General features: G+C 73.9%; 18 protein-coding genes. 13 read left to right on the top strand and 5 right to left on the bottom strand.

The annotated features are described in order from the left end of the window. The first annotated feature begins 171 nt into the window (after positions 1–171). On the top strand, positions 172–1,095 hold the full coding sequence (locus ACFVTF_RS12790; RefSeq protein WP_387812833.1) for a serine/threonine dehydratase: 924 nt from the start codon (positions 172–174) through the stop codon (positions 1,093–1,095). Between the two features lie 103 nt (positions 1,096–1,198). Here the strand turns inward: ACFVTF_RS12790 and ACFVTF_RS12785 are convergent, their stop codons facing one another. After that, a complete protein-coding gene (locus tag ACFVTF_RS12785; protein ID WP_371521490.1) occupies positions 1,199–2,824 on the bottom strand; it encodes an FAD-dependent oxidoreductase in 1,626 nt (541 codons plus the stop codon). Between the two features lie 302 nt (positions 2,825–3,126). Here ACFVTF_RS12785 and ACFVTF_RS12780 point away from each other — a divergent pair, with 302 nt between their 5' ends. The 9 genes from ACFVTF_RS12780 (at position 3,127) to ACFVTF_RS12740 (ending at position 10,389) form a co-directional block, all read left to right on the top strand. Continuing rightward, complete coding sequence (locus ACFVTF_RS12780; RefSeq protein WP_387812829.1) at positions 3,127–4,293, top strand: SchA/CurD-like domain-containing protein; 1,167 nt, start codon at positions 3,127–3,129, stop codon at positions 4,291–4,293. A 32-nt stretch (positions 4,294–4,325) separates the two neighbouring features. Further along, positions 4,326–4,751 (top strand): cupin domain-containing protein, encoded by a 426-nt coding sequence (locus tag ACFVTF_RS12775; RefSeq protein ID WP_371521486.1) that lies wholly within the window; start codon positions 4,326–4,328, stop codon positions 4,749–4,751. Next, positions 4,748–6,004 carry a beta-ketoacyl-[acyl-carrier-protein] synthase family protein gene (locus ACFVTF_RS12770; RefSeq protein WP_387812826.1) on the top strand — a complete coding sequence of 419 codons (1,257 nt, stop codon included), beginning with the start codon at positions 4,748–4,750 and terminating at the stop codon, positions 6,002–6,004. Before ACFVTF_RS12775 ends, ACFVTF_RS12770 begins: the two co-directional genes overlap by 4 nt. A gap of 5 nt (positions 6,005–6,009) precedes the next feature. After that, positions 6,010–7,251 (top strand): beta-ketoacyl synthase N-terminal-like domain-containing protein, encoded by a 1,242-nt coding sequence (locus ACFVTF_RS12765; RefSeq protein ID WP_371521482.1) that lies wholly within the window; start codon positions 6,010–6,012, stop codon positions 7,249–7,251. 34 nt (positions 7,252–7,285) lie between these two features. Beyond that, on the top strand, positions 7,286–7,549 hold the full coding sequence (locus tag ACFVTF_RS12760; RefSeq protein ID WP_350879137.1) for an acyl carrier protein: 264 nt from the start codon (positions 7,286–7,288) through the stop codon (positions 7,547–7,549). Between the two features lies 1 nt (position 7,550). Continuing rightward, complete coding sequence (locus tag ACFVTF_RS12755; RefSeq protein ID WP_363585990.1) at positions 7,551–8,006, top strand: SRPBCC family protein; 456 nt, start codon at positions 7,551–7,553, stop codon at positions 8,004–8,006. 5 nt (positions 8,007–8,011) lie between these two features. Next, positions 8,012–8,332, top strand: a complete 321-nt coding sequence (locus ACFVTF_RS12750) for a TcmI family type II polyketide cyclase (RefSeq protein ID WP_387813192.1) — start codon at positions 8,012–8,014, stop codon at positions 8,330–8,332. Positions 8,333–8,916: 584 nt separating this feature from the next. Next, positions 8,917–9,510, top strand: a complete 594-nt coding sequence (locus ACFVTF_RS12745) for a hypothetical protein (RefSeq protein WP_387812821.1) — start codon at positions 8,917–8,919, stop codon at positions 9,508–9,510. A 168-nt stretch (positions 9,511–9,678) separates the two neighbouring features. Continuing rightward, positions 9,679–10,389, top strand: coding sequence for a class F sortase (locus tag ACFVTF_RS12740; RefSeq protein ID WP_387812818.1), 711 nt, complete (start codon positions 9,679–9,681; stop codon positions 10,387–10,389). A 67-nt stretch (positions 10,390–10,456) separates the two neighbouring features. Here ACFVTF_RS12740 and ACFVTF_RS12735 read toward each other — a convergent pair whose 3' ends face one another. Further along, the gene (locus tag ACFVTF_RS12735; protein WP_371521474.1) at positions 10,457–11,488 is read right to left on the bottom strand and encodes a methyltransferase; all 1,032 of its coding nucleotides are present in this window, start codon (positions 11,486–11,488) and stop codon (positions 10,457–10,459) included. Positions 11,489–11,570: 82 nt separating this feature from the next. Further along, entirely contained in the window at positions 11,571–12,644 is a 1,074-nt protein-coding gene (locus tag ACFVTF_RS12730) for a nitrous oxide reductase family maturation protein NosD (protein ID WP_387812815.1), read from the bottom strand. Positions 12,645–12,981: 337 nt separating this feature from the next. Between ACFVTF_RS12730 and ACFVTF_RS12725 the strand changes: the two genes are divergently transcribed. Further along, positions 12,982–13,932 carry a deoxyribonuclease IV gene (locus ACFVTF_RS12725; RefSeq protein ID WP_371521470.1) on the top strand — a complete coding sequence of 317 codons (951 nt, stop codon included), beginning with the start codon at positions 12,982–12,984 and terminating at the stop codon, positions 13,930–13,932. An 83-nt stretch (positions 13,933–14,015) separates the two neighbouring features. On the opposite strand, the gene ACFVTF_RS12720 is transcribed toward ACFVTF_RS12725, so the two are convergent. Then, positions 14,016–14,240 (bottom strand): hypothetical protein, encoded by a 225-nt coding sequence (locus tag ACFVTF_RS12720; RefSeq protein ID WP_387812812.1) that lies wholly within the window; start codon positions 14,238–14,240, stop codon positions 14,016–14,018. 398 nt (positions 14,241–14,638) lie between these two features. Here ACFVTF_RS12720 and ACFVTF_RS12715 point away from each other — a divergent pair, with 398 nt between their 5' ends. Together ACFVTF_RS12715 and ACFVTF_RS12710 are read left to right on the top strand one after the other, a co-directional pair. Beyond that, a complete protein-coding gene (locus tag ACFVTF_RS12715; protein WP_387813189.1) occupies positions 14,639–16,021 on the top strand; it encodes an amino acid permease in 1,383 nt (460 codons plus the stop codon). Between the two features lie 241 nt (positions 16,022–16,262). Next, positions 16,263–16,682, top strand: a complete 420-nt coding sequence (locus ACFVTF_RS12710; RefSeq protein WP_387812809.1) for a hypothetical protein — start codon at positions 16,263–16,265, stop codon at positions 16,680–16,682. Positions 16,683–16,749: 67 nt separating this feature from the next. Here the strand turns inward: ACFVTF_RS12710 and ACFVTF_RS12705 are convergent, their stop codons facing one another. Continuing rightward, the gene (locus ACFVTF_RS12705) at positions 16,750–18,582 is read right to left on the bottom strand and encodes an ABC transporter ATP-binding protein (protein ID WP_387812806.1); all 1,833 of its coding nucleotides are present in this window, start codon (positions 18,580–18,582) and stop codon (positions 16,750–16,752) included. Positions 18,583–19,461 lie beyond the last annotated feature (879 nt).

Here is a 19,461-nt window from a genome sequence, read left to right as displayed (position 1 = left end):
CCTCCCTTGTTCGCGGTTTGTGTGGGGGTCTGGTTTTTTTTTTTAGGCGCCGGGGGGGGCGCCCCCCCCCCCCCCCCCCGGCCCCCCCCGACCGTGATCCTTTCCTCGTCCCGCGCCCGCGACGTACCGTCAAGCCCAGAGGCGACGCACCCGGCTTGAGGAGCAGGCACGATGGACCGATTGACGTACGACGAGGTCAAGGCCGCCGGCGAGCGGATCGCCGGGAGGGTGCGGCCGGTCGCCGTCGCCCCCGGGGACGACCGCGGGCGGACCTGGCTGGCCCTGGAGTTCCTTCAGCACACCGGCAGCTTCAAGGCGCGCGGCGCGCAGAACTTCCTGCTCGCGCACGCCGAGGCGGGCACCCTGCCGGACGCCGGGGTCACCATCGCCTCGGGCGGCAACGCCGGCCTGGCCTGTGCCTGGGCCGCGCGCGAGCTCGGCGTGCGCGCCACGGTGTTCCTGCCCGAGACGGCCTCCCCGGTGAAGCTGGCACGGCTGCGCTCGTACGGCGCCGACGTGCGGCTGGTCGGCCGGGAGTACGCGGAGGCGCTGGCGGCCTGCGAGGAGTTCGCGGCGGGCAGCGGGGCGCTGGCCTCGCACGCCTACGACCACCCGCTGATCGCCGCCGGCGCGGGCACCGTGCTGGAGGAGATCCGCGCCCGGGTCCCCGGGCTGGACACGGTGGTGGTGTCGGTCGGCGGCGGCGGGCTGTTCGCCGGGGTGGCCGTCGCGGCCCGCGAGCACGGCGTCCGGGTGGTCGCGGTGGAGCCGGAGGGCAGCCGGGCCCTGCACGCCGCCCTCGCCGCCGGCCGCCCCGTCGACGTCCCGGTGTCCTCCGTGGCGCAGGACGCCCTCGGCGCCCGCCGCGCCACCGCCCTGGCCGTCCACGCCGCCGGCCACGAGGGCGTCCGGTCCGTCCTGGTCGACGACGAGGCCATCGTGCGCGCCCGCCGCCGGCTCTGGGAGGACCACCGCATCGCCGTCGAGTACGCGGCCTCCACCGCCCTGGCGGCCCTCGACCACGCGGAGGGCGAGCGGGTCGCCGTCCTCCTGTGCGGCGCCAACACCGACCCGTCCGACCTCGCCGCCCCCTGACCGACGGCCGCCGGACGGGGGCTCCGGCCGGATCCGCCGTCAAGCAAGAAGACCTGCCCGCCGGTTGGGAAACCGGCGGGCAGGTCCCGTGGTGGGCCGGGCGCTACAGGCTCAGCACCGCCCGCAGGGCCCCGGCGACCTCCGCCTCCGGATCGTCCGCCGCGCCCGTCGAGCGCCAGGCCACGAAGCCGTCCGGCCGGACCAGCACGGCGCCGGCCGGGCCGATCCCGTGCAGCTCCGCGAAGTCCGCGCCCGGCTCCGGCGCCAGGTCGTCCTCGGCGCCGCCGCCGATCCGGTAGGCGTCCAGCGGGACGGCCAGCCGGTCGGCCGCCCGCCGTGCCCCGGCCTGCCAGGCCGCGCCCTCGGGACCGGTGAGCAGCACCATCGCCTGCTCGTACAGGTCCAGCGTGGACAGCCGCACGCCCGCCCGCAGCAGCCACTGGTGCGGGGCCCGGCTGCCCGGTTCCCCGGCCGACTCGAACTTCTCGGGGACGACCGCGCCCGCCGGGTCCGTCCCGACCACCGCGCCCACCGGGTAGCGGTAGCCGAGCGCCACCCCGAGCACCCCGGTCTGCCGCCCGGCACCCGGCACCACCGCGTACCCGGGGTGGCTGTGCTCGGCCGAGCGGGCCGAGGCGCGCTCACTGGTCACCTGCGCGACCGGGCGGCGCTCCTGCCCGTACGTCTCCAGCAGCTCCGGCCCGGCCCACCCGCAGAGCACCGCGGCGAGCTTCCAGGCCAGGTTGTGCGCGTCCTGGATGCCGGTGTTGGAGCCGAACGCGCCGGTCGGCGACATCTCGTGCGCGGAGTCCCCGGCGAGGAAGACCCGCCCGGCGCCGTACCGCTCGGCCACCCGCTCGGCGGCGTGCCAGGGCGCCCGGCCGGTCACCTCCACGTCGAGCTCCGGCAGGCCGACGGCGGTGCGGATGTGCCGCTCGCAGCGCTCGTCGGTGAACGCCTCCAGCGGCTCGCCGTGCTCCGGGTGCCAGGGCGCGTGGAAGACCCACTCCTCCTGGTTGTCCACCGGCAGCAGCGCGCCGTCCGCCTCCGGGTTGGTCAGGTAGCAGGCGATGAAGTGCCGGTCCCCGACCACGTCGGCCAGCCGCTTGGCGCGGAAGGTGATGCTGACGTTGTGGAACAGCTCGCCCTGGCCGCTCTGGCCGATGCCCAGGCGCTCGCGGGCCGGGCTGCGCGGGCCGTCCGCGGCGATCAGGTAGTCCGAGCGCACCCGGCGCTCCTCGCCGGTCTCCCGGCTGCGCAGCACCGAGGTGACGCCCTCGGCGTCCTGCTCGAAGGAGACCAGCTCGGTGTTGAAGCGGACGTCGCCGCCGAGGTCGCGGGTCGCGCGCAGCAGCACCGGCTCCAGGTCGTTCTGGCTGCACAGGCACCATGAGCTGGGGCTGAACCGGGCGAGCCGCCCACCGGGATCGATCTCCCGGAACAGCCACTCCTGCTCGGTGCCGGTCAGCGAGGGCGCCTGGAGGATGCCGTGGTTCGGGGCGAGGACCGACGCCGCCTCGCGGATCGCCGGCTCGATCCCGGCCACCCGGTACAGCTCCATCGTGCGGACGTTGTTGCCTCGGCCACGCGGGTGATGCGAGGTGTCGGCGTGCTTCTCGACCAGCAGGTGCCTGACACCCAGTCGGCCGAGGAAGAGCGAGGCCGACAGCCCGACCAGCGACCCTCCCACGATCAGGACCGGCACCCGGTCGTCAACCTTCGGATTCATCAATTGCTCCACCCTGTCAGGGGATTCAGCGGACCGGCGGCTGGGATCGGGGCCGCCGTCGAGGGGGCCGCACGGCCGGGGGCCCCGCTCTTCCATCCCCCGCCGGAGGGTGCTTGTGCCGCCTCTTCGCCCGGATGGCCCGCAAATATCGCGGCACCCCGGTACGCCGCTCACGATCGACTTCAGGCCTGGCGCCGACCGACCGGGCCGATCGCCGTCGCACCGCCCTCCCAAGCCGGGAGCACCCCCCGGACGCGGCCCACCGCGGCCCGCAACGTGCGGCCCAGAGCAGAAAGTGGATCATGACAACTCTGTCCGAACCGCAGCGGAAGCAGCAGGCCGACTCCGACACCCGGCTCCGGGTGGTGCTGATGCTGGAGATCCAGGACGGCGCCCAGCAGCGCTTCCTCGACGTCTACGAGCAGCTGCGCCACCAGGTGGCCTCGGTGCCCGGCCATGTCAGCGACCAGCTGTGCCAGTCGATCAACGACCCCCGCCAGTGGCTGATCACCAGCGAGTGGGAGGACCAGGACACCTTCCTGGAGTGGGTGGACAGCCCCGCCCACCGCGAGATGGTCAAGCCGATGCACGGCTGCGTCAGCGACAACTTCCGCTCGCTGCGCTACGGCATCCTGCGCGAGACCTCGGCGGCCGGCTCCACCGGCACCCGGGCCCCGCTGGAGGTCCCGCCCGGCCTGGCGCGCACCGAGCCCGCCGGGCACGTCGGCCCGCCGAAGGCCGAGCCCGGCCCGGACGGCGTGGTCCGGCACGCGCTCACCTTCACGGTCAAGCCCGGCAGCGAGCACGAGGTGGCCCGGATCCTGTCCGGCTACGCCTCGCCCCGGGCCGAGGTGGACGAGCACACCCGGCTCCACCGCACCTCGCTGTTCATGCACGGCAACCGGGTGGTCCGGGCCGTCGAGGTGGTCGGCAACCTCGGCGACGCGCTGCGCCACGTGGCGATGCAGCCGGAGGTGCGGGCCGTCGAGGAGGCGATCAACCCGTACCTGGAGGAGGCCCGCCAGCTGGGCGACCCGCAGGCCGCGCGCGCCTTCTTCGCCCGGGCCGCGCTGCCGGCGAAGCACCAGGCGATCGCCAGCTCCCCGACCTCCGCCCGGCTGCACCGGCACGCCGTGCTGTACCCCGTCCGCCCGGGCGAGGGGCAGGCCGTCGCCGAGCTGCTCGCCGACTACGACAACCTCGCCACCGCCGACCCGACCGGCCCGGTCGCGGCCAGCACCGTGTTCCACCGGGCGGACGTGGTGGTGCGCCTGGTCGACCTGCGGGTGCCGGCCGAGGCCGACCCGGCGGCCGCCCTCGGCGTGGCGGGCGACCAGGAGGCCGCCGCGCTCGGCCGACTGCTCGACCTCGGCCCGCAGGGCGACCTGCGCACCTCCATCGGACTCGCCGCCGCCCTCGCGGCCCGCGCCATGAACCCGGTCACCGACCGCAGCTCGCAGGACAACTGAAGAACCAGCCGCATCTCTCGGAGGAAGACACCATGACCACGCAGTACCCACGGATCGTGCACGTCGACGAGGCACCGGAGAACCGTCGGCGCGGCGGCGACCTGCGCGCCATGCTCACCCCGACCACCTGCGGGGCGACCAGCGGGTTCATGGGGCTGGCGATCGTCCAGCCCGGCGAGCGGATCGGCGAGCACTACCACCCGTACTCCGAGGAGTTCGTGTTCGTGGTCAGCGGCGACCTGGAGGTGGACCTGGACGGCGAGAGCCGTCCGATCAGGCCCAACCAGGGCCTGATGATCCCGATCAACATGCGCCACCGCTTCCGCAACGTCGGCGACACCGAGGCCCGGATGGTGTTCCACCTCGGCCCGCTCGCCCCCCGCCCCGAACTCGGCCACGTGGACACCGAGGAGACCGCCGCCGCCGGGCCGCCGGAACACGCCAAGGTGGCCTCGTGACCCGGCGCGTCGCCGTCACCGGGATCGGCGTCGTCGCGCCCGGCGGGGTCGGGGTCCCGGCGTTCTGGGAGCTCCTCACCGCCGGCCGCACCGCCACCCGGGGCATCACGCTCTTCGACCCCACCGGGTTCCGCTCCCGGATCGCCGCCGAGGTCGACTTCGACCCGGCGGCCCACGGGCTGGGCCCGGCGGACGTCCAGCGGGCCGACCGCTACGTGCAGTTCGCGATGGTCGCGGCGGACGAGGCGATCGCCGACGCGGGCCTGGACCTGGCCGCCGAGGACCCGTGGCGGGTCGCCGTCTCGCTCGGCACCGCCGTCGGCGGCACCACCCGGCTGGAGCACGACTACGCCCTGGTGAGCGCCGGCGGCGCCCGCTGGGACGTCGACCACCAGCGGGCCGAGCCGCAGCTGCACCGGGCCTTCGCGCCCAGCACGCTGGCCTCCACGGTCGCCGAGCGCACCGGCGCGCACGGCCCGGTGCAGACCGTCTCCACCGGCTGCACCTCCGGCCTCGACGCGATCGGCTACGGCTTCCAGGCCGTCGAGGAGGGGCGCGCCGACATCTGCGTCGCCGGCGCCTCCGACTCGCCGATCTCGCCGATCACCGTCGCCTGCTTCGACGCCATCAAGGCCACCAGCGAGCGCAACGACGACCCGGAGCACGCCTCCCGGCCCTTCGACGCCCACCGGGACGGCTTCGTCCTCGGCGAGGGCGGCGCCGTCCTGGTGCTGGAGGAACTGGAGCACGCCCGCCGCCGCGGCGCCCGGATCTACGGCGAGATCGGCGGCTTCGCCACCTTCGGCAACGCCTACCACATGACCGGCCTCACCCAGGAGGGGCTGGAGATGTCCCGGGCGATCGACGACGCGCTCGCCCACGCCCGGGTGGACCGCACCGACGTCGGCTACGTCAACGCGCACGGTTCGGGCACCAAGCAGAACGACCGGCACGAGACCGCCGCCGTCAAGCGCTCGCTCGGCGCCCACGCCTACCGGACGCCGATGAGCTCCATCAAGTCGATGGTCGGACACTCGCTCGGCGCGATCGGCGCCATCGAGGTGGTCGCCTGCACCCTGGCGCTGGCCCACGGCGTGGTGCCGCCGACCGCCAACTACGAGACTCCGGACCCGGAGTGCGACCTCGACTACGTGCCGCGCACCGCGCGCGAGCTGCCGCTGAGCCACATCCTCTCGGTCGGCAGCGGATTCGGCGGATTCCAGTCCGCCGTCGTGCTCAACAGAACGGGGTGAGTGTCATGACGTCACGTCAGCAGGGCCGCCGGGCGGTGGTCACCGGCCTCGGCGTGGTGGCGCCGAACGGCGTTGGGGCCGACGCCTTCTGGAAGGCCACCAGGCAGGGCGTGAGCGTCCTCGACCGGATCACCCGCGAGGGCTGCGACGGGCTGCCGCTGCGCGTCGCCGGCCAGGTGCGGGACTTCGACCCGCGGGCCGCGATCGACAGCCGGTACCTGGTGCAGACCGACCGGTTCACGCACTACGCGATGGCCGCCGCCGACCTGGCGGTGGCGGACGCCGGATTCCACCCCGACCCCGAGCATCCCTTCGCGGTCGGGGTGGTGACCGCGGCCGGCTCCGGCGGCGGCGAGTTCGGCCAGCGCGAGCTCCAGCAGCTCTGGGGCAAGGGGCCGCAGTTCGTCGGCCCGTACCAGTCCATCGCCTGGTTCTACGCCGCCAGCACCGGCCAGATCTCGATCCGCGGCGGCTACAAGGGTCCGTGCGGGGTGGTCGCCAGCGACGAGGCCGGCGGCCTGGACGCGCTGGCGCACGCGGCCCGCACGATCGAGCGCGGCACCGACGCGGTGGTGGCGGGCGCCGCCGAGGCACCGCTGGCGCCGTACTCGATGGTCTGCCAGCTCGGCTACCCGGAGGTCAGCCTCGCCGGGCAGCCCGACCGGGCCTACCTGCCGTTCACCGCGCAGGCCTGCGGCTTCGCCCCCGCCGAGGGCGGCGCGATGCTGCTGCTGGAGGACGAGCAGGCGGCCCGGCGGCGCGGCGCCGCCGTCCGGGCCCACCTGGCCGGACACGGCTCCACCTTCACCGGGGCCTCCCGCTGGGAGGAGTCCCGCGAGGGGCTGGCCGCCGCGATCCGCATCGCCCTGGACGAGGCCAGGATCGCGCCCGAGGAGATCGACGTGGTCTTCGCGGACGCGCTCGGCGTTCCGGCCGCCGACCGGGCCGAGGCGCTCGCACTGGCCGACGCGCTCGGCCCGGCGGCCGAACGCGTCCCGGTCACCGCCCCCAAGTCCGGCACCGGACGGGCCTACTGCGGCGCGCCGATGCTGGACGTGGCGGCCGCCGTCCTGGCCATGGAGGACGGCGTGCTGCCGCCCACCCCGAACGTCACCGAGGTCAGTCACGACCTCGCCCTGGTGACCGGCCGCGCCCGTCCGGCCGAACTGCGCACCGCACTGGTGCTCAGCCGCGGGCTGATGGGTTCCAACTCCGCACTGGTGCTCCGGTGCGGAGACCGGCCCTGAATCCGCACCCGCAACTCCACCGAAGGGACATCCCGTGAGCAACACCCTCAGCTACCACGAGCTGGCCGCCCTGATCCAGGCCCGGGCCGGCGTCACCGTCGACCCGCTCCACCTGGAGCGCCCGGGCGCGCAGTTCGACGAGTTCGGCGTCGACTCGCTCGGCCTGCTCGGCGTCGTCGGCGAGCTGGAGAACCGGCACGGCCTCAAGGTCACCTCGGGCGCCGAGTCCGCCAAGACCCCGGCCGAGTTCCTGCAGCTCGTCAACACCTCCCTCCTCTCCCCGAAAGCTGGTGCCTGAGATGCCCGGACACACCGACAACGAGATCGTCATCGCCGCACCCCTCGACCTGGTCTGGGAGATCACCAACGACCTGGAGAACTGGCCGGACCTCTTCAGCGAGTACGCCTCGGTGGACGTGCTGGAGCGCGACGGCGACAGCGTCCGCTTCCGGCTCACCATGCACCCGGACGAGAACGGCCAGGTGTGGAGCTGGGTCTCCGAGCGCACCACCGACAAGTCCTCGCTCGCGGTGCGCGCCCGCCGGGTCGAGCCCGGCCCGTTCGAGTTCATGGACATCCGCTGGGAGTACGCGGAGGTCCCGGCCGGGACGAGGATGCGCTGGATCCAGGACTTCGCGATGAAGCCCACCGCCCCGGTCGACGACCACGGCATGGTCAACCACATCAACCGCAACTCCCGGATCCAACTGGAGCTGATCCGCGAGAAGGTCGAGAAGCGGGCGGCGGAGCGGTGACCGGAATGCACCGCGCCCTGATCGTCGCCCGGATGAAGCCCGAGGCCGCGCCGGACATCGCCGAGGTGTTCGCCACCTCCGACCAGGGCGAACTGCCGCACCTGATCGGCGTCACCGGCCGCAGCCTGTTCCAGTTCGGCGACGTCTACCTGCACCTCATCGAGGCCGACCGCCCGCCGGGCCCGGCCGTCGCCAAGGTCATCGGCCACCCGGAGTTCCGGTCCGTCAGTGACCGGTTGACCGCCTTCGTCCAGGCCTACGACCCGGCCACCTGGCGCGAGCCGAAGGACGCCATGGCGCACGAGTTCTACCGCTGGGACCGCTGACCCCGTCCCGCCCGTCCCGCTCGTCCTGGGCCCGCCCCCGGCCATCCGCCGGGGGCGGGCCCACGTGCGCGTCCGGATCGACCGGACGTGGGTCAGTGCCGTCCGAGCCGGCCCGACGCGGCGTCAGCGCCGCCCACACCCGCCCGACGGCACGTCAGCACCATCCAAGCCCGCCCGACGCGGCGTCAGTGCCATCCCGGGCCTGCCCGACATCGCGTCAGCGCCATCCCGGGCCTGCCCGACATCGCGTCAGCGCCGTCCAGACTTGCCCGACATGGCGTCAGCGCCTTCTGGGGGCGGCTCGACGCGGCGTCAGCGCCTTCGGGGCGGGCCCAACACGCCGTCAGCACAGGACCGAATCGGCCCGGACCGCCGCGAATCCTTTTCACCCGTCTCACTGGGGCACCCGGGTGAACCGGGCCGGGACTCCACTCGAATCGAGCACAGTCCGTACCCAAGTCGCCACTCTCCGGTGGCGGCGGACGTCGCGGTGGTTGACGGTGAATCAGACGCAGTTCCCACGAATTCCCTTGTCCGGCGCCGTGCCGGCGATCGCGGGCCTGTGTATCGGAAGGATCAACCTCATGCGTTCTGCACGCACTCTGCTGGCCGGGGCGGCCGTCGCCGCCGTTCTCACCGTCGGCACCCCCATGGCCTTCGCCGACGGCTCCGCCGACCAGGCGAAGAGCTCCACCTCGCAGGACCAGTCCGACCGCGGCGACGAGCACGGTCGCGGCGACGACCGTGGCGACGAGCACGGCCGTGGCGAAGGCCGTGGCGACGAGCACGGTCGCGGCGAGGGCCGTGGCGACGAGCACGGCCGTGGCGAAGGCCGTGGCGACGAGCACGGTCGCGGCGAGGGCCGCGGCGACGAGCACGGTCGCGGCGAAGGCCGTGGCGACGAGCACGGTCGCGGCGGCGACAAGGGCGGCGAGGGCCGCGGCGGCGACAAGGGCGGCGAGGGCCGGGGCGGCGAGCACGGCCGCGGTGGCGAGCACGGCCGCAAGGGCCCGCACGGCGGCGTGCACGCCGGCGGTGGCGGCCTGGCCGTGGCCGAGACCGGAACCACGCTGTCCGGTGGCGGCCTCGCCTCCGGTGCCGTCCTGCTGATCGGCGGCCTCGGGGCCGGCGCGTACGCGCTGCGCCGCAACCGCCGCAACACCGGCGCCACCATCTGACGTCCGGCATCTGACGCCGCCCCCACGCGCCTCCCCACCAGGGCGGCGCGCACGGGGGCGGCGGGTCGTTTTGGACCTTCTGGACCTTTCGGACTTTTTCGGGCCGTCACCGGCCCGGCTGCGCATGGGAATGGAGAAAGAGGAGCGATGGGCGGTCCCGTCCCTGGAATGTCCCGACTGCTGCGCACCGGCATCGGTGCGGCGGCGGTCGGCCTGCTGCTGATGTACAACTCGGTCGACACCACGCCGAGAGCCAACTCGGCGTCCCGCATGATCCGTCCCCCGGCGATCGTGGCGCCGGCCACCCCCCGCCCGTCCGCACCGGCCACCACCCCCGCGGACGCCCCCTCAGAGGCCCCTACGGAGGCCCCTGCGGAGGCCGCCGAGGAACCGGCCCCCGCGCCACCGTCGCTGGGCCGTGCCAATCCGACCCGGCTGCGGATCCCGCAGATCGGCGTCGACGCCCCGTTCACCGAGCTGACGCTCGGTCCGGAGGGCCAGCTCACCGCGCCGCCGCCGGACGACGACAACCTGGTCGGCTGGTACCGGGACGGCGTCTCCCCGGGCGAGCTCGGCAGCTCGGTGGTCGCCGGGCACGTGGACACCACCACGGGCCCGGCGGTGTTCGTGATGCTGAGCCAGATGCAACCGGACCAGCAGATCGAGGTGGAGCGCGCGGACGGCACGGTCGCGGTGTTCTCGGTGGACTCGGTGGAGGCCTTCCCCAAGAACGCCTTCCCGGACGACAAGGTGTACGGCCAGACGCCCGACGCCCAGCTGCGGCTGATCACCTGCGGCGGTTCGTACGACAAGGGCCAGAAGGACTACTCGGACAACGTGGTGGTCTTCGCACACCTGGACTCCTCGCACCCGGCCTGACCGGCAACGCGAACGACCGCCGCCCCCGACTCCCGGGGGACGGCGGTCGTTCGCGTGGGGCCGGTGCTCAGCCGCGCACGGTGGCCTCGAAGGCGTGCAGGTAGGGGTTGACCGGGTGGACGTCCGCGACGTCCAGTCCGGCGTCCTCCATCAGCCGCACCATGCTCTCCTTGGAGTGCTTGGCGCCGCCGACGTTGAGCAGCAGCATCAGGTCCATCGCGGTGGTGAAGCGCATCGACGGGCTGTCGTCGACCAGGTTCTCCACCACCACGACGCGGGCGCCGGGCCGGGCCGCGGCGACCACGTTGGCGAGGGTGCGGCGGGTGCTCTCGTCGTCCCACTCCAGGATGTTCTTGATGATGTAGAGGTCGGCGCGGACCGGGATCTCCACCCGGCAGTCACCGGGCACCAGCCGGGCGCGGGCCGAGAAGGCGCCGCCGTCCTGGAGCCGGGGTTCGGCGCCGGCGACCACCTTGGGCAGGTCGAGCAGGGTGCCGTGCAGCGCCGGGTGCTTCTCCAGCAGGCTGGCCAGCACGTGCCCCTGGCCGCCGCCGATGTCCGCCACCGAGTCGACGCCGGTGAGGTCCAGGTACTCGGCGAGGTCGTGGGCGGACTGCCGGCTGGAGGTGGTCATCGCCTTGTCGAAGACCTTCGCGGAGTCGCCCGCGTCGCTGTGCAGGTAGTCGAAGAACTCCTTGCCGAACAGCTCGGGGAAGACGTTGCGGCCGGAGCGGACCGCCTCGTCCAGCTTCGGCCAGGCCTCCCAGGTCCACGGCTCGGTGCACCAGAGGGAGATGTAGCGCAGCGAGTTGGGGGCGTCCTCGCGCAGCAGGCGGGACATCTCGGTGTGCTCGAAGCGGTCGTCGGAGGTCTCGGAGAAGATGCCGTAGCAGGTGAGCGCGCGCAGCAGGCGGCGCAGCGGCAGCGGCTCGGTGTCGAGGGCGGCGGCGAGATCGGTGAGGCTGGTCGGGGCGTCGCCGAGCACGTCGGCGACGCCGAGCCGGGCGGCCGCGCGGACGGCGGCGGCGCAGGCGGCGCCGAAGACGAGCTCGCGCAGGCGCATCGCGGCCTGGGGAGTCGGGGGCGGTGCGATCGTCATGGGAGGTCTTCCTTGTCGACGGGGGCAGGGGTGCCGGGGGCGCGTGCCGGGGGTGGGTCGTACCGGGTGCGGGTGCCGCGGCTCAGCAGCGGCCGGACGGCTCGGACCGCGCGCAGTTGTTGCGGGCGAACGCGTTCTCGCCGGTGTCGCGGTCGGCGATGTCGGCCGGGCTGTTGCCGCTCAGGTGGTTGTCGGCGACGGTGTTGCGGGCGTTGGCGACGCCGACGACGCTCTTGAAGAGGACGATCCCGCCGGAGAAGTCCGAGCTGCCGACGTTGTCGTGGACCTCGTTGTCGGTGACCCGGGCGTCCTCGACGCCGGTGAGCACGATGCCCGCGCCCTGGATGGCGCCCAGCCGCGGGTTGGCCGGGCAGAACATGTTGTTGGCGACGACCTCGTTGCGGCGCACGTCGAGGTCCCCGGCCCGGGGCACGCCCTCGTCGCCGACCACGAAGACGCCGGCGCAGTTGCCGCGGAGCTCGTTGTCCTGGACGGCCAGCCCGCGCAGTCGGCGGACGGTGACGCCGACCCGGTTCTCGGTCAGCTCGTTGCCCTCCACGACGGTGCCCCCGGTGTCGGGCGCGCCGCCCTCGCGGTAGGCGTAGTTGGCGAGGAAGACACCGGACTGGCCGTTGCGGGTCGCGCGGTTGCCGACGATCCGGGCCCGGGTGGAGATCTCCTGGCTGATGCCCTGCTGGGCGTTGTCGTGGACGTAGGTGTCGCGCACGGTCAGGCCGGTGGTGCCGCTGGCGTCGATGCCGTTCTTGCGGAAGCCGGTGACGGCGAGGGTCTCGATGGTGACGTCCGGCAGCGGGGCCGCCTCGGTGCCGTCCACGCAGAGGCCGTGTCCGGCGGTGGCGCAGGCGTTCTCGGTGCCGTCCCCGGGGGTGATCACGCTGTCCGCGCCGGCGCCGCGCAGGGTGAGGCCCGGGGTGGTGATGCGGACACTGCCGGGGTAGGTGCCGGCGAGCAGTTGGACGGTGTCGCCGGGGAGGGCGGCGTCGACGGCCTGCTGAATCGATTCGCCAGGCAGGACGACGTGCAGGCCGTCGGCGGCGTGGGCCGTGGGCACGGCGGCCAGGCCGGCGAGGACGGTGGTCAGGGCGGTGGCGGCGGCGGTGGCCGCGGCGAAGTGGTGGACCCGTCGCGTGGGCATGAGTGGTGACCTGTTCTTTCCGGCGCGCTCGCCGGGGTGCGGCCGGAGCCTGCCGGGCGGCGCGCTAGGTACGCGGTGTCTGTTGTTGCACGGTGTGCAGGTTCGGTGACGGCCGGTGGGTGCGGCCGACTCGACGCTATGGGCCGCCGGGTGGGCCCGCCACCAGGGCTGGGCTGCGGGACTGACGGGGCGTCGGCCGGTGGTGGGACGGCCCGGCGTGGCGCGTACGGCGCGGCGCGCTCCGGGCCGAGCCGCACGGCACGCCCTCGGACCGCCTCCGGCACCGCCGACCGGGCCGCGTGCCACCGCCGACCTGCGGCGTGACATCCTCGGGGCCATGACCACCGCACCCGCAGCGCACCTCGGCACCCTCCGCAACCCGGTCGGCGCCCACGTCCCGGTGGCCGCCCGCGGGCTGGCCGGAACGGGGCTGGCGTACGCGCGCCGGGTCGGCGCCGAGACCGTACAGGTGTTCGTGGCCAACCCGCGCGGCTGGGCCACTCCGCCGGGCAACCCCGCGCAGGACGAGGAGTTCCGGGCGGCCTGCGCCGAGCAGGCGCTCCCCGCCTGGGTGCACGCCCCGTACCTGATCAACTTCGGCTCGGACAACCCGGCCACCCGAGAGCGCTCGGCCGACTCGCTGCGGCACTCGCTGCGCCGCGGCCACGCGATCGGCGCGCTGGGCGTCGTCCTGCACACCGGCTCGGCGGTCGGCACGGCGCCCGGCGGCGGCTCCCGGCGGGCCGAGGCGATGGCACAGGTCCGGGCCGACGTGCGGCCGCTGCTGGACGAACTGGACGCCCTCGGCGAGGACGCGCCCTGGCTGCTGCTGGAGCCGACGGCGGGCCAGGGCAGCTCGCTCTGCTCCCGGCTGGAGGAGCTCGCCGAGTACGTCGAGGCGCTGGACCGGCATCCGAAGGTCGGCGTTTGCCTGGACACCTGCCACGCCTTCGCCGCCGGGCACGACCTGGCCGTACCGGGCGGGGTGACGGCCGCGCTGGACGCCCTGGCGTCGGCGGCCGGGCCGGGCCGGCTGCGGCTGATCCACGCCAACGACTCCGAGGACGTCGTCGGCGCGCGCAAGGACCGGCACGCCAACATCGGCGCCGGGATGATCGGCGCGGAACCGTTCCGCGAGCTGTTCGAGCACCCGGAGACGGCCGGTGTCCCGCTGCTGGTGGAGACCCCGGACCGCAAGCACGGCGGGGACGGCACCGGGCACGCGATGGACATCGCCGTACTGAAGGAACTGCGCGAGCGGGCCGCCGCCCCCACCCTGCCCGCCTGACCTGCCCGCCTGACCTGCTCGGCCCGCCGCGCGGGCAGCGATGAGCCCGGGGGCCCACAGCGGCCCCCGGGCTCATCGGTCGGTCAGCAGTCGCCGAAGCAGTCGTCCTCGGTGTGCTCGTGGACGTTCAGCCAGTTGGCGTGCGGGCCGAACAGGCCGACGCCGGCCGAACCCGACTCCAGGCTCTCCCCGGTCGTCGAGTGCGACCCGTGCCAGGCCGCCATCGCCGGCACCGGCGCCGCGAAGGCAGCGGCGCCCGCCACGGCGGCGATCACGGCGAACTTGCGGATCTTCCCACGAAGCGACATCTGATGTCCTCTGGTTCGATTCTGGTCCTCGATCCGCCTCCCGGAACGGCCGGTGCGGCCACCGGACAGGCGGACGGCGCCCCACCGGGGAAGCGCCGGGCCAACGTTTGCACACGAACGCGCACGCGCCGCGGCGCGCCGCAACCCGGCTGAGGCATTCGGGTGACGACATCCCTCCCCCGGGTGAACACCCTCGGACACCCGGCCGCACACCGAACGACCGGGCCGGAGCACACAGGACGAGTGCCCGTCCGACCGGCACGGGACCGCAAGTCTTGCGGTGACATGCCAGGCCTACTGAACAAATCCCATCGATTTGGTACAGAGTGCCGCCCGGTTCGAGCATGAACGGTGGCTCCACCGAGCACGCGCAGGACCACGAAAGGCGCACCACCCTCATGCAGACCAGCCCGGCCGCACCCCGGCAGGCGACCCGACCGAGCCCGCCGGAGACCCCGGAAGCGGTCACCCCGACGCCCCGCAAGGGCGGCCGCTTCGGCCTGCCGACCGCCACCGCCCTGGTGATGGGCAACATCATCGGCGGCGGCATCTTCATGATCCCCGCCGCCGTGGCCCCCTACGGGACGGTCAGCCTGGTCTCCTTCGTCGTCCTGACCGTGGGCGCGATCGCACTCGCGCTCGTCTTCGGGCAGCTCGCGCGCCGCAACCCGCGCACCGGCGGGCCGTACGTCTACGCCCGGGAGGCCTTCGGGGACTTCGCCGGGTTCCTGTCGGCCTGGTCGTACTGGATCACCACCTGGGTCAGCAACGCCGCGCTCGCGGTCGCCGCCGTCGGCTACCTCGACGTGCTGCTGCCCGTCGGCCACTCCATCGGGCTCAGCATCGCCGCCGCGATGGCCTTCCAGTGGCTGCCCGCGCTGGCGAACCTGGCCGGCACCCGCTACGTCGGTGCCGTCCAACTCGTCTCCACCGTCCTCAAGTTCATCCCGCTGCTGCTGGTCGCGGTGGGCGGCCTGGGCTTCTTCGACGCGCGCAACCTGGGCCCCTTCGACGCCACCGGGCACGGCTGGGCCGGCGGGATGACGGCGGCCGCGGCCATCCTGCTCTTCAGCTACCTGGGCGTGGAGTCGGCCGCGATGAGCGCCGGCCAGGTCCGCGATCCGGAGCGCAACGTCGGGCGGGCCAGCGTGCTCGGCACGGCCGGTGCGGCGGTGGTCTACCTGCTGGGCACGCTCGCGGTCTTCGGCACCGTCGCCCACGACCGGCTGATCCACTCCACCGCGCCGTTCTCGGACGCCGTGGACGCCATGTTCGGCGGCACGTGGGGCGGCACGGCGATCGCCGTCGCCGCGCTCGTCTCGATGACCGGCGCGCTCAACGGCTGGACGCTGCTGGCCGCCCAGGCGCCGTACGCGGCCGCCAAGGACGGGCTGTTCCCGGCCGCCTTCGCCAAGGAGCGGCGCGGCGTCCCGGTGTTCGGCGTCGTGACCAGCGTCGCGCTGGCCTCGGTGCTGACCATCCTCAACTTCGCCACCGGCGCCAAGGGCGCGTTCGACATCCTGGTGCTGGTCACCACCTTCACCGCGACCGTCCCGTACCTGCTCTCCACCGCCGCGCAGCTGTACTGGCTGGTGCGCGGCATGTCCGACAAGGTCTCCGGGGGCCGGCTCGCCCGGGACGCGGTGCTGGGCCTGGGCGCCTTCGGCTTCTCCCTGTGGCTGGTGGCCGGCGCCGGTTACGCGGCCGTCTACCAGGGCGTGCTGTTCCTGTTCGCCGGGATCCTGGTCTACGTCTGGATGGCGGCCCGCCGCCGGGACTGACGGCCCGGGCCCGGACCGGGGTCACGGCGACCCGGGGTCACGCACATCTGACGGATCGTCACACTCCTTGCCCGAAGCGGCGGATGTGGACATCCTTGGCCGGAGGTTTCCCTCCCGGGCGGGTCCGCGCCATCGGCCGGACCGCCCGCGCCGGATAGACGGGAGGCCGGAACCTCCGCACCCTGCACCGCCGTTCCACGCGAACCTCCGTTTCCGTGAACCTTCGAGTACCGGGAGTGCCATGAAGATCCTGAGGCTGTTGACAGCCCCCGCCGCCGTCCTCGCCCTGACCGCCGGCACCGTCACCACCGCCGCAGCGGCCCCGGCGCGGCCGGCCCTGGCCGACGTCGTGGTCCTCGGCCCCGCCGCCAACGGCCAGACCGTGCAGGTCCACGCGGGTGACGTGGTCCAGATCGACCTGCCGCCCTTCCGCGACCACACCGTCACCTGGCTGTCGTCCGTCCCGGCGGCGACCGTGCCCTCGGTGCTGCCGCAGACCTCGGGCAGCACCACCCCCGACAACACCGCGCACGCGACCTTCAACGCGGCCACCGCCGGGACGAGCGACATCACCTGGATCTGGCGGTGCGCCTTCCCGGACCGCGGCTCGGCCTGCCCGCCGTTCGTCTACTACCTGCGGACCACCGTCGTCGTCTCCTGACCGCACGCACTCGAACGGCCGGGGTCCGCAGCCTGCGGATCCCGGCCGTTCGAGTGGGGGGCGAAGGTCACCCGGGCCCGTGGCCCCGCTCCCCCGGAAGCGCCTCGGACACGTTCACCGCGACGACCTCCGGGCGCCCGGTGGCCGGTTCCGCGAAACGGGCGCGGGGCCGCGGGGCGTCCTGCGGCTGGAGGGTGAGGACGTGGTCGGCCAGCGGGAGGAAGGCCGGGTCGTGGGTGATCAGGATCGTGGTGCGGCCCGCCATCAGGCGGCGCAGCGGGGGGATCAGCTGCTGGACGGTCTTCGGGTCCAGGCCGGTGGTGGGTTCGTCCAGGACGAGGACCGGCGCGCCGCGCACGAAGGCCCGGGCGATGGCGACCCGCTGGGCCTGCCCGCCGGAGAGCTGGAAGCCCTCGTCGCCGATGACCGTGCCGTACCCCTGCGGCAGCGCGGTGATGAAGCCGTGGGCGCCCGCGCTGCGGGCCGCGCGTTCGATGTCGCCCTGCGGGGCGTCGGGCCTGCCGTAGGCGATGTTGTCCCGGATGGTCGCGTGGAAGAGCTGCGCCTGCTGGGGCAGGAAGCTGATCGCCGCCCGCAGCGAGGCGATGGTCAGGTCCTGGATGTCGGTGCCGTCGAGGCGGACGGTACCGGCCTGCGGGTCCAGGAAGCGGACCAGGAGCTTGGCGAGCGTGGACTTGCCGCTGCCGCTCGGGCCGATGACGGCCAGGACCTTGCCTGGGCTGACGTCGAAGCTGACGTCGGACAGCACCGGGGCGTCGTGGCTGCCGGCGTAGGCGACGTGGACGCCCTCGAAGGAGACCCGGCCGCGGACCGTACCGGCGTCCCGCGCGGCGGGGCTCTCCCGGACCGGACTGGACAGGTCGTGGATCTCCAGCAGGCGCTCGCCCGAGGCGCAGGCCGCGCCCGCGAGCGGGACGAGCCCGGCGAGCTGCTGGATCGGCTCGAACAGTTGTGCCATGAAGGCGGCGAAGGCCAGCAGACCACCCAGGCTCAGTTCGCCGCGGATCACCTGGAGGGCGCCGACGCCCACCACGACCAGCCCGGCGAGCATCTGGAGGACGTTGAGGAGGGGCTGGTAGAGGTCGGACATCCGGGCGGCGGAGAGCTCGGCGTCCAGCAGGGCCTTCCCCTCGCGGTGCACCCGCTCGACCTCGCGCTCCTCCTGGCCGCAGGTGCGGGTGACCACCACGTTGCGCAGCGTCTCCTCCAGCAGCGCGGTGACGCCGCCGGCGCGGCGCTGGACCTGCCGCTCCCGGATGCGGATGCGGCGCCCGAAGAAACCGGTGGTGAGGATGAACAGCGGCGCGACGATCAGCGCCGCCAGGGTGAGGGGCCAGCTCAGGTAGAACGCCGCGCCGGCGAACAGCACCAGGCTGACCGAGGCCACCGCGCCCTCGACCAGACCGGTCGCGACCATCTGCTCGATCGTCGCGATGTCGGCGGTCATCCGGGCCACCAGGTCGCCGCGCCAGCGGGTCTCCAGGGTGTCGGGCGGCAGGGTGTGCAGATGGGCCAGTGTGCCGGTACGGAGCCGGAGCAGGTACCGCTCCGCGATCCAGGTGCCGGTGTAGGTGCCCGCGAAGGTGAACAGCGCCGCCACCGCGGCCGCGGCGAGCATCGTGCCGCCGAGCGGCCAGAAATCGGCGAAGTGCCGGGGCACCAGGACCTCGTCGATCAGGTCCTTGAACATCCAGACCGAGACGACCTCGCCGAAGGCGCCGAGAACGAGCAGCACCGCGCTCAGCGGCAGCCAGCGCACGTCCGGTCGGACCCACGGCCAGAACCGCCGGAACAGCTCGCGCAGCGAGATGGCGGGCGAGTCCGCCACCGGCCCCTGGTCGATGGCCCGGTCGGCTGCCCGGTCCTCCGGACCCCCCATGGGCGTCGCACCGTGCATGGAGGAACCCCACTCAGGATGAGGGGCCGGCGGTGATACCGCCGGCCCCAGGGATGGGTGTCATGCCGGGCTGTTAAGCACAGCCCGGACCGCCCTTATCTGTCACCAGAAGCCAAACCGACGACGGCGGCCGTGGCGACGGCGGCGACGGTCACGTTCACGTCCGCGACCGCGGTCCCTGCGGTTGAAGTAACTCATCACGACTCCATTTCTTCCCTTGCATTGGCACGCCGCACGTCCACGGCCGACGCCGACGGCGCGGACCCGGGGAGCACGACAGAGACTGCCGTTGCCGTGAGACAGCCCTAAGCGGCGGGCACGTCAGGGATGTGCCTGCCAGAGCCGTTCTCACATCTCCAGTATCCGCCTGACGCCCCCGCTCGCAGCTTCTGGACCGCAACCGTGACCGGTCCTCGGCATGCGAAGGGCACCCCGACGCGGCCGCCCGAACCGCGCCCCTGCGGCCGGATCCGACCCTCCCGACCGACCCCCCGACGAGCTGGATCGGACGCGGAGCCGCCCGACCGGCTCCGCGACTGATCCGCCGTCAAATACCTTTTGTCCGGCATCTCGAAACAGCCGCTCCCGCGCACCGGACACCACCGCCCACCGGTCCGCCGCCGGCCCCCGCGACGACCGCGTCGGCGCGAGCCCCCGACCCTCGCGCCCCCTCCCCGAGCACCCCCGTCCGGGCCGCCGACCCCGCCCGCCGACGCCTACCCGGATGGCGCAGCCGACCGACGGAGCGGAGGTGCGCACCCCCGCCCGGTGCGACGGAAACCCCCGCGTCGAGCCCCATGGAAACGGCCGGAACGAGGCCCCGACACCGCCTGCGCCACGGCGGATCCGCCTTGAGGAGGC

Source organism: Kitasatospora sp. NPDC057940, from assembly GCF_042887425.1.
Lineage (GTDB): Bacteria > Actinomycetota > Actinomycetes > Streptomycetales > Streptomycetaceae > Kitasatospora.
Note: the sequence above shows the minus strand (reverse complement) of the source record. Positions and strands in the feature narration are given on the sequence as shown.

Coding starts and splice junctions, on each gene's coding strand:
- ACFVTF_RS12790 (WP_387812833.1), top strand. CDS start 172: ATGGACCGATTGACGTACGACGAGGTCAAGGCCGCCGGCGAGCGGATC.
- ACFVTF_RS12785 (WP_371521490.1), bottom strand. CDS start 2,824: ATGAATCCGAAGGTTGACGACCGGGTGCCGGTCCTGATCGTGGGAGGG.
- ACFVTF_RS12780 (WP_387812829.1), top strand. CDS start 3,127: ATGACAACTCTGTCCGAACCGCAGCGGAAGCAGCAGGCCGACTCCGAC.
- ACFVTF_RS12775 (WP_371521486.1), top strand. CDS start 4,326: ATGACCACGCAGTACCCACGGATCGTGCACGTCGACGAGGCACCGGAG.
- ACFVTF_RS12765 (WP_371521482.1), top strand. CDS start 6,010: ATGACGTCACGTCAGCAGGGCCGCCGGGCGGTGGTCACCGGCCTCGGC.
- ACFVTF_RS12755 (WP_363585990.1), top strand. CDS start 7,551: ATGCCCGGACACACCGACAACGAGATCGTCATCGCCGCACCCCTCGAC.
- ACFVTF_RS12750 (WP_387813192.1), top strand. CDS start 8,012: ATGCACCGCGCCCTGATCGTCGCCCGGATGAAGCCCGAGGCCGCGCCG.
- ACFVTF_RS12745 (WP_387812821.1), top strand. CDS start 8,917: ATGCGTTCTGCACGCACTCTGCTGGCCGGGGCGGCCGTCGCCGCCGTT.
- ACFVTF_RS12740 (WP_387812818.1), top strand. CDS start 9,679: ATGTCCCGACTGCTGCGCACCGGCATCGGTGCGGCGGCGGTCGGCCTG.
- ACFVTF_RS12735 (WP_371521474.1), bottom strand. CDS start 11,488: ATGACGATCGCACCGCCCCCGACTCCCCAGGCCGCGATGCGCCTGCGC.
- ACFVTF_RS12730 (WP_387812815.1), bottom strand. CDS start 12,644: ATGCCCACGCGACGGGTCCACCACTTCGCCGCGGCCACCGCCGCCGCC.
- ACFVTF_RS12725 (WP_371521470.1), top strand. CDS start 12,982: ATGACCACCGCACCCGCAGCGCACCTCGGCACCCTCCGCAACCCGGTC.
- ACFVTF_RS12720 (WP_387812812.1), bottom strand. CDS start 14,240: ATGTCGCTTCGTGGGAAGATCCGCAAGTTCGCCGTGATCGCCGCCGTG.
- ACFVTF_RS12715 (WP_387813189.1), top strand. CDS start 14,639: ATGCAGACCAGCCCGGCCGCACCCCGGCAGGCGACCCGACCGAGCCCG.
- ACFVTF_RS12710 (WP_387812809.1), top strand. CDS start 16,263: ATGAAGATCCTGAGGCTGTTGACAGCCCCCGCCGCCGTCCTCGCCCTG.
- ACFVTF_RS12705 (WP_387812806.1), bottom strand. CDS start 18,582: ATGGGGGGTCCGGAGGACCGGGCAGCCGACCGGGCCATCGACCAGGGG.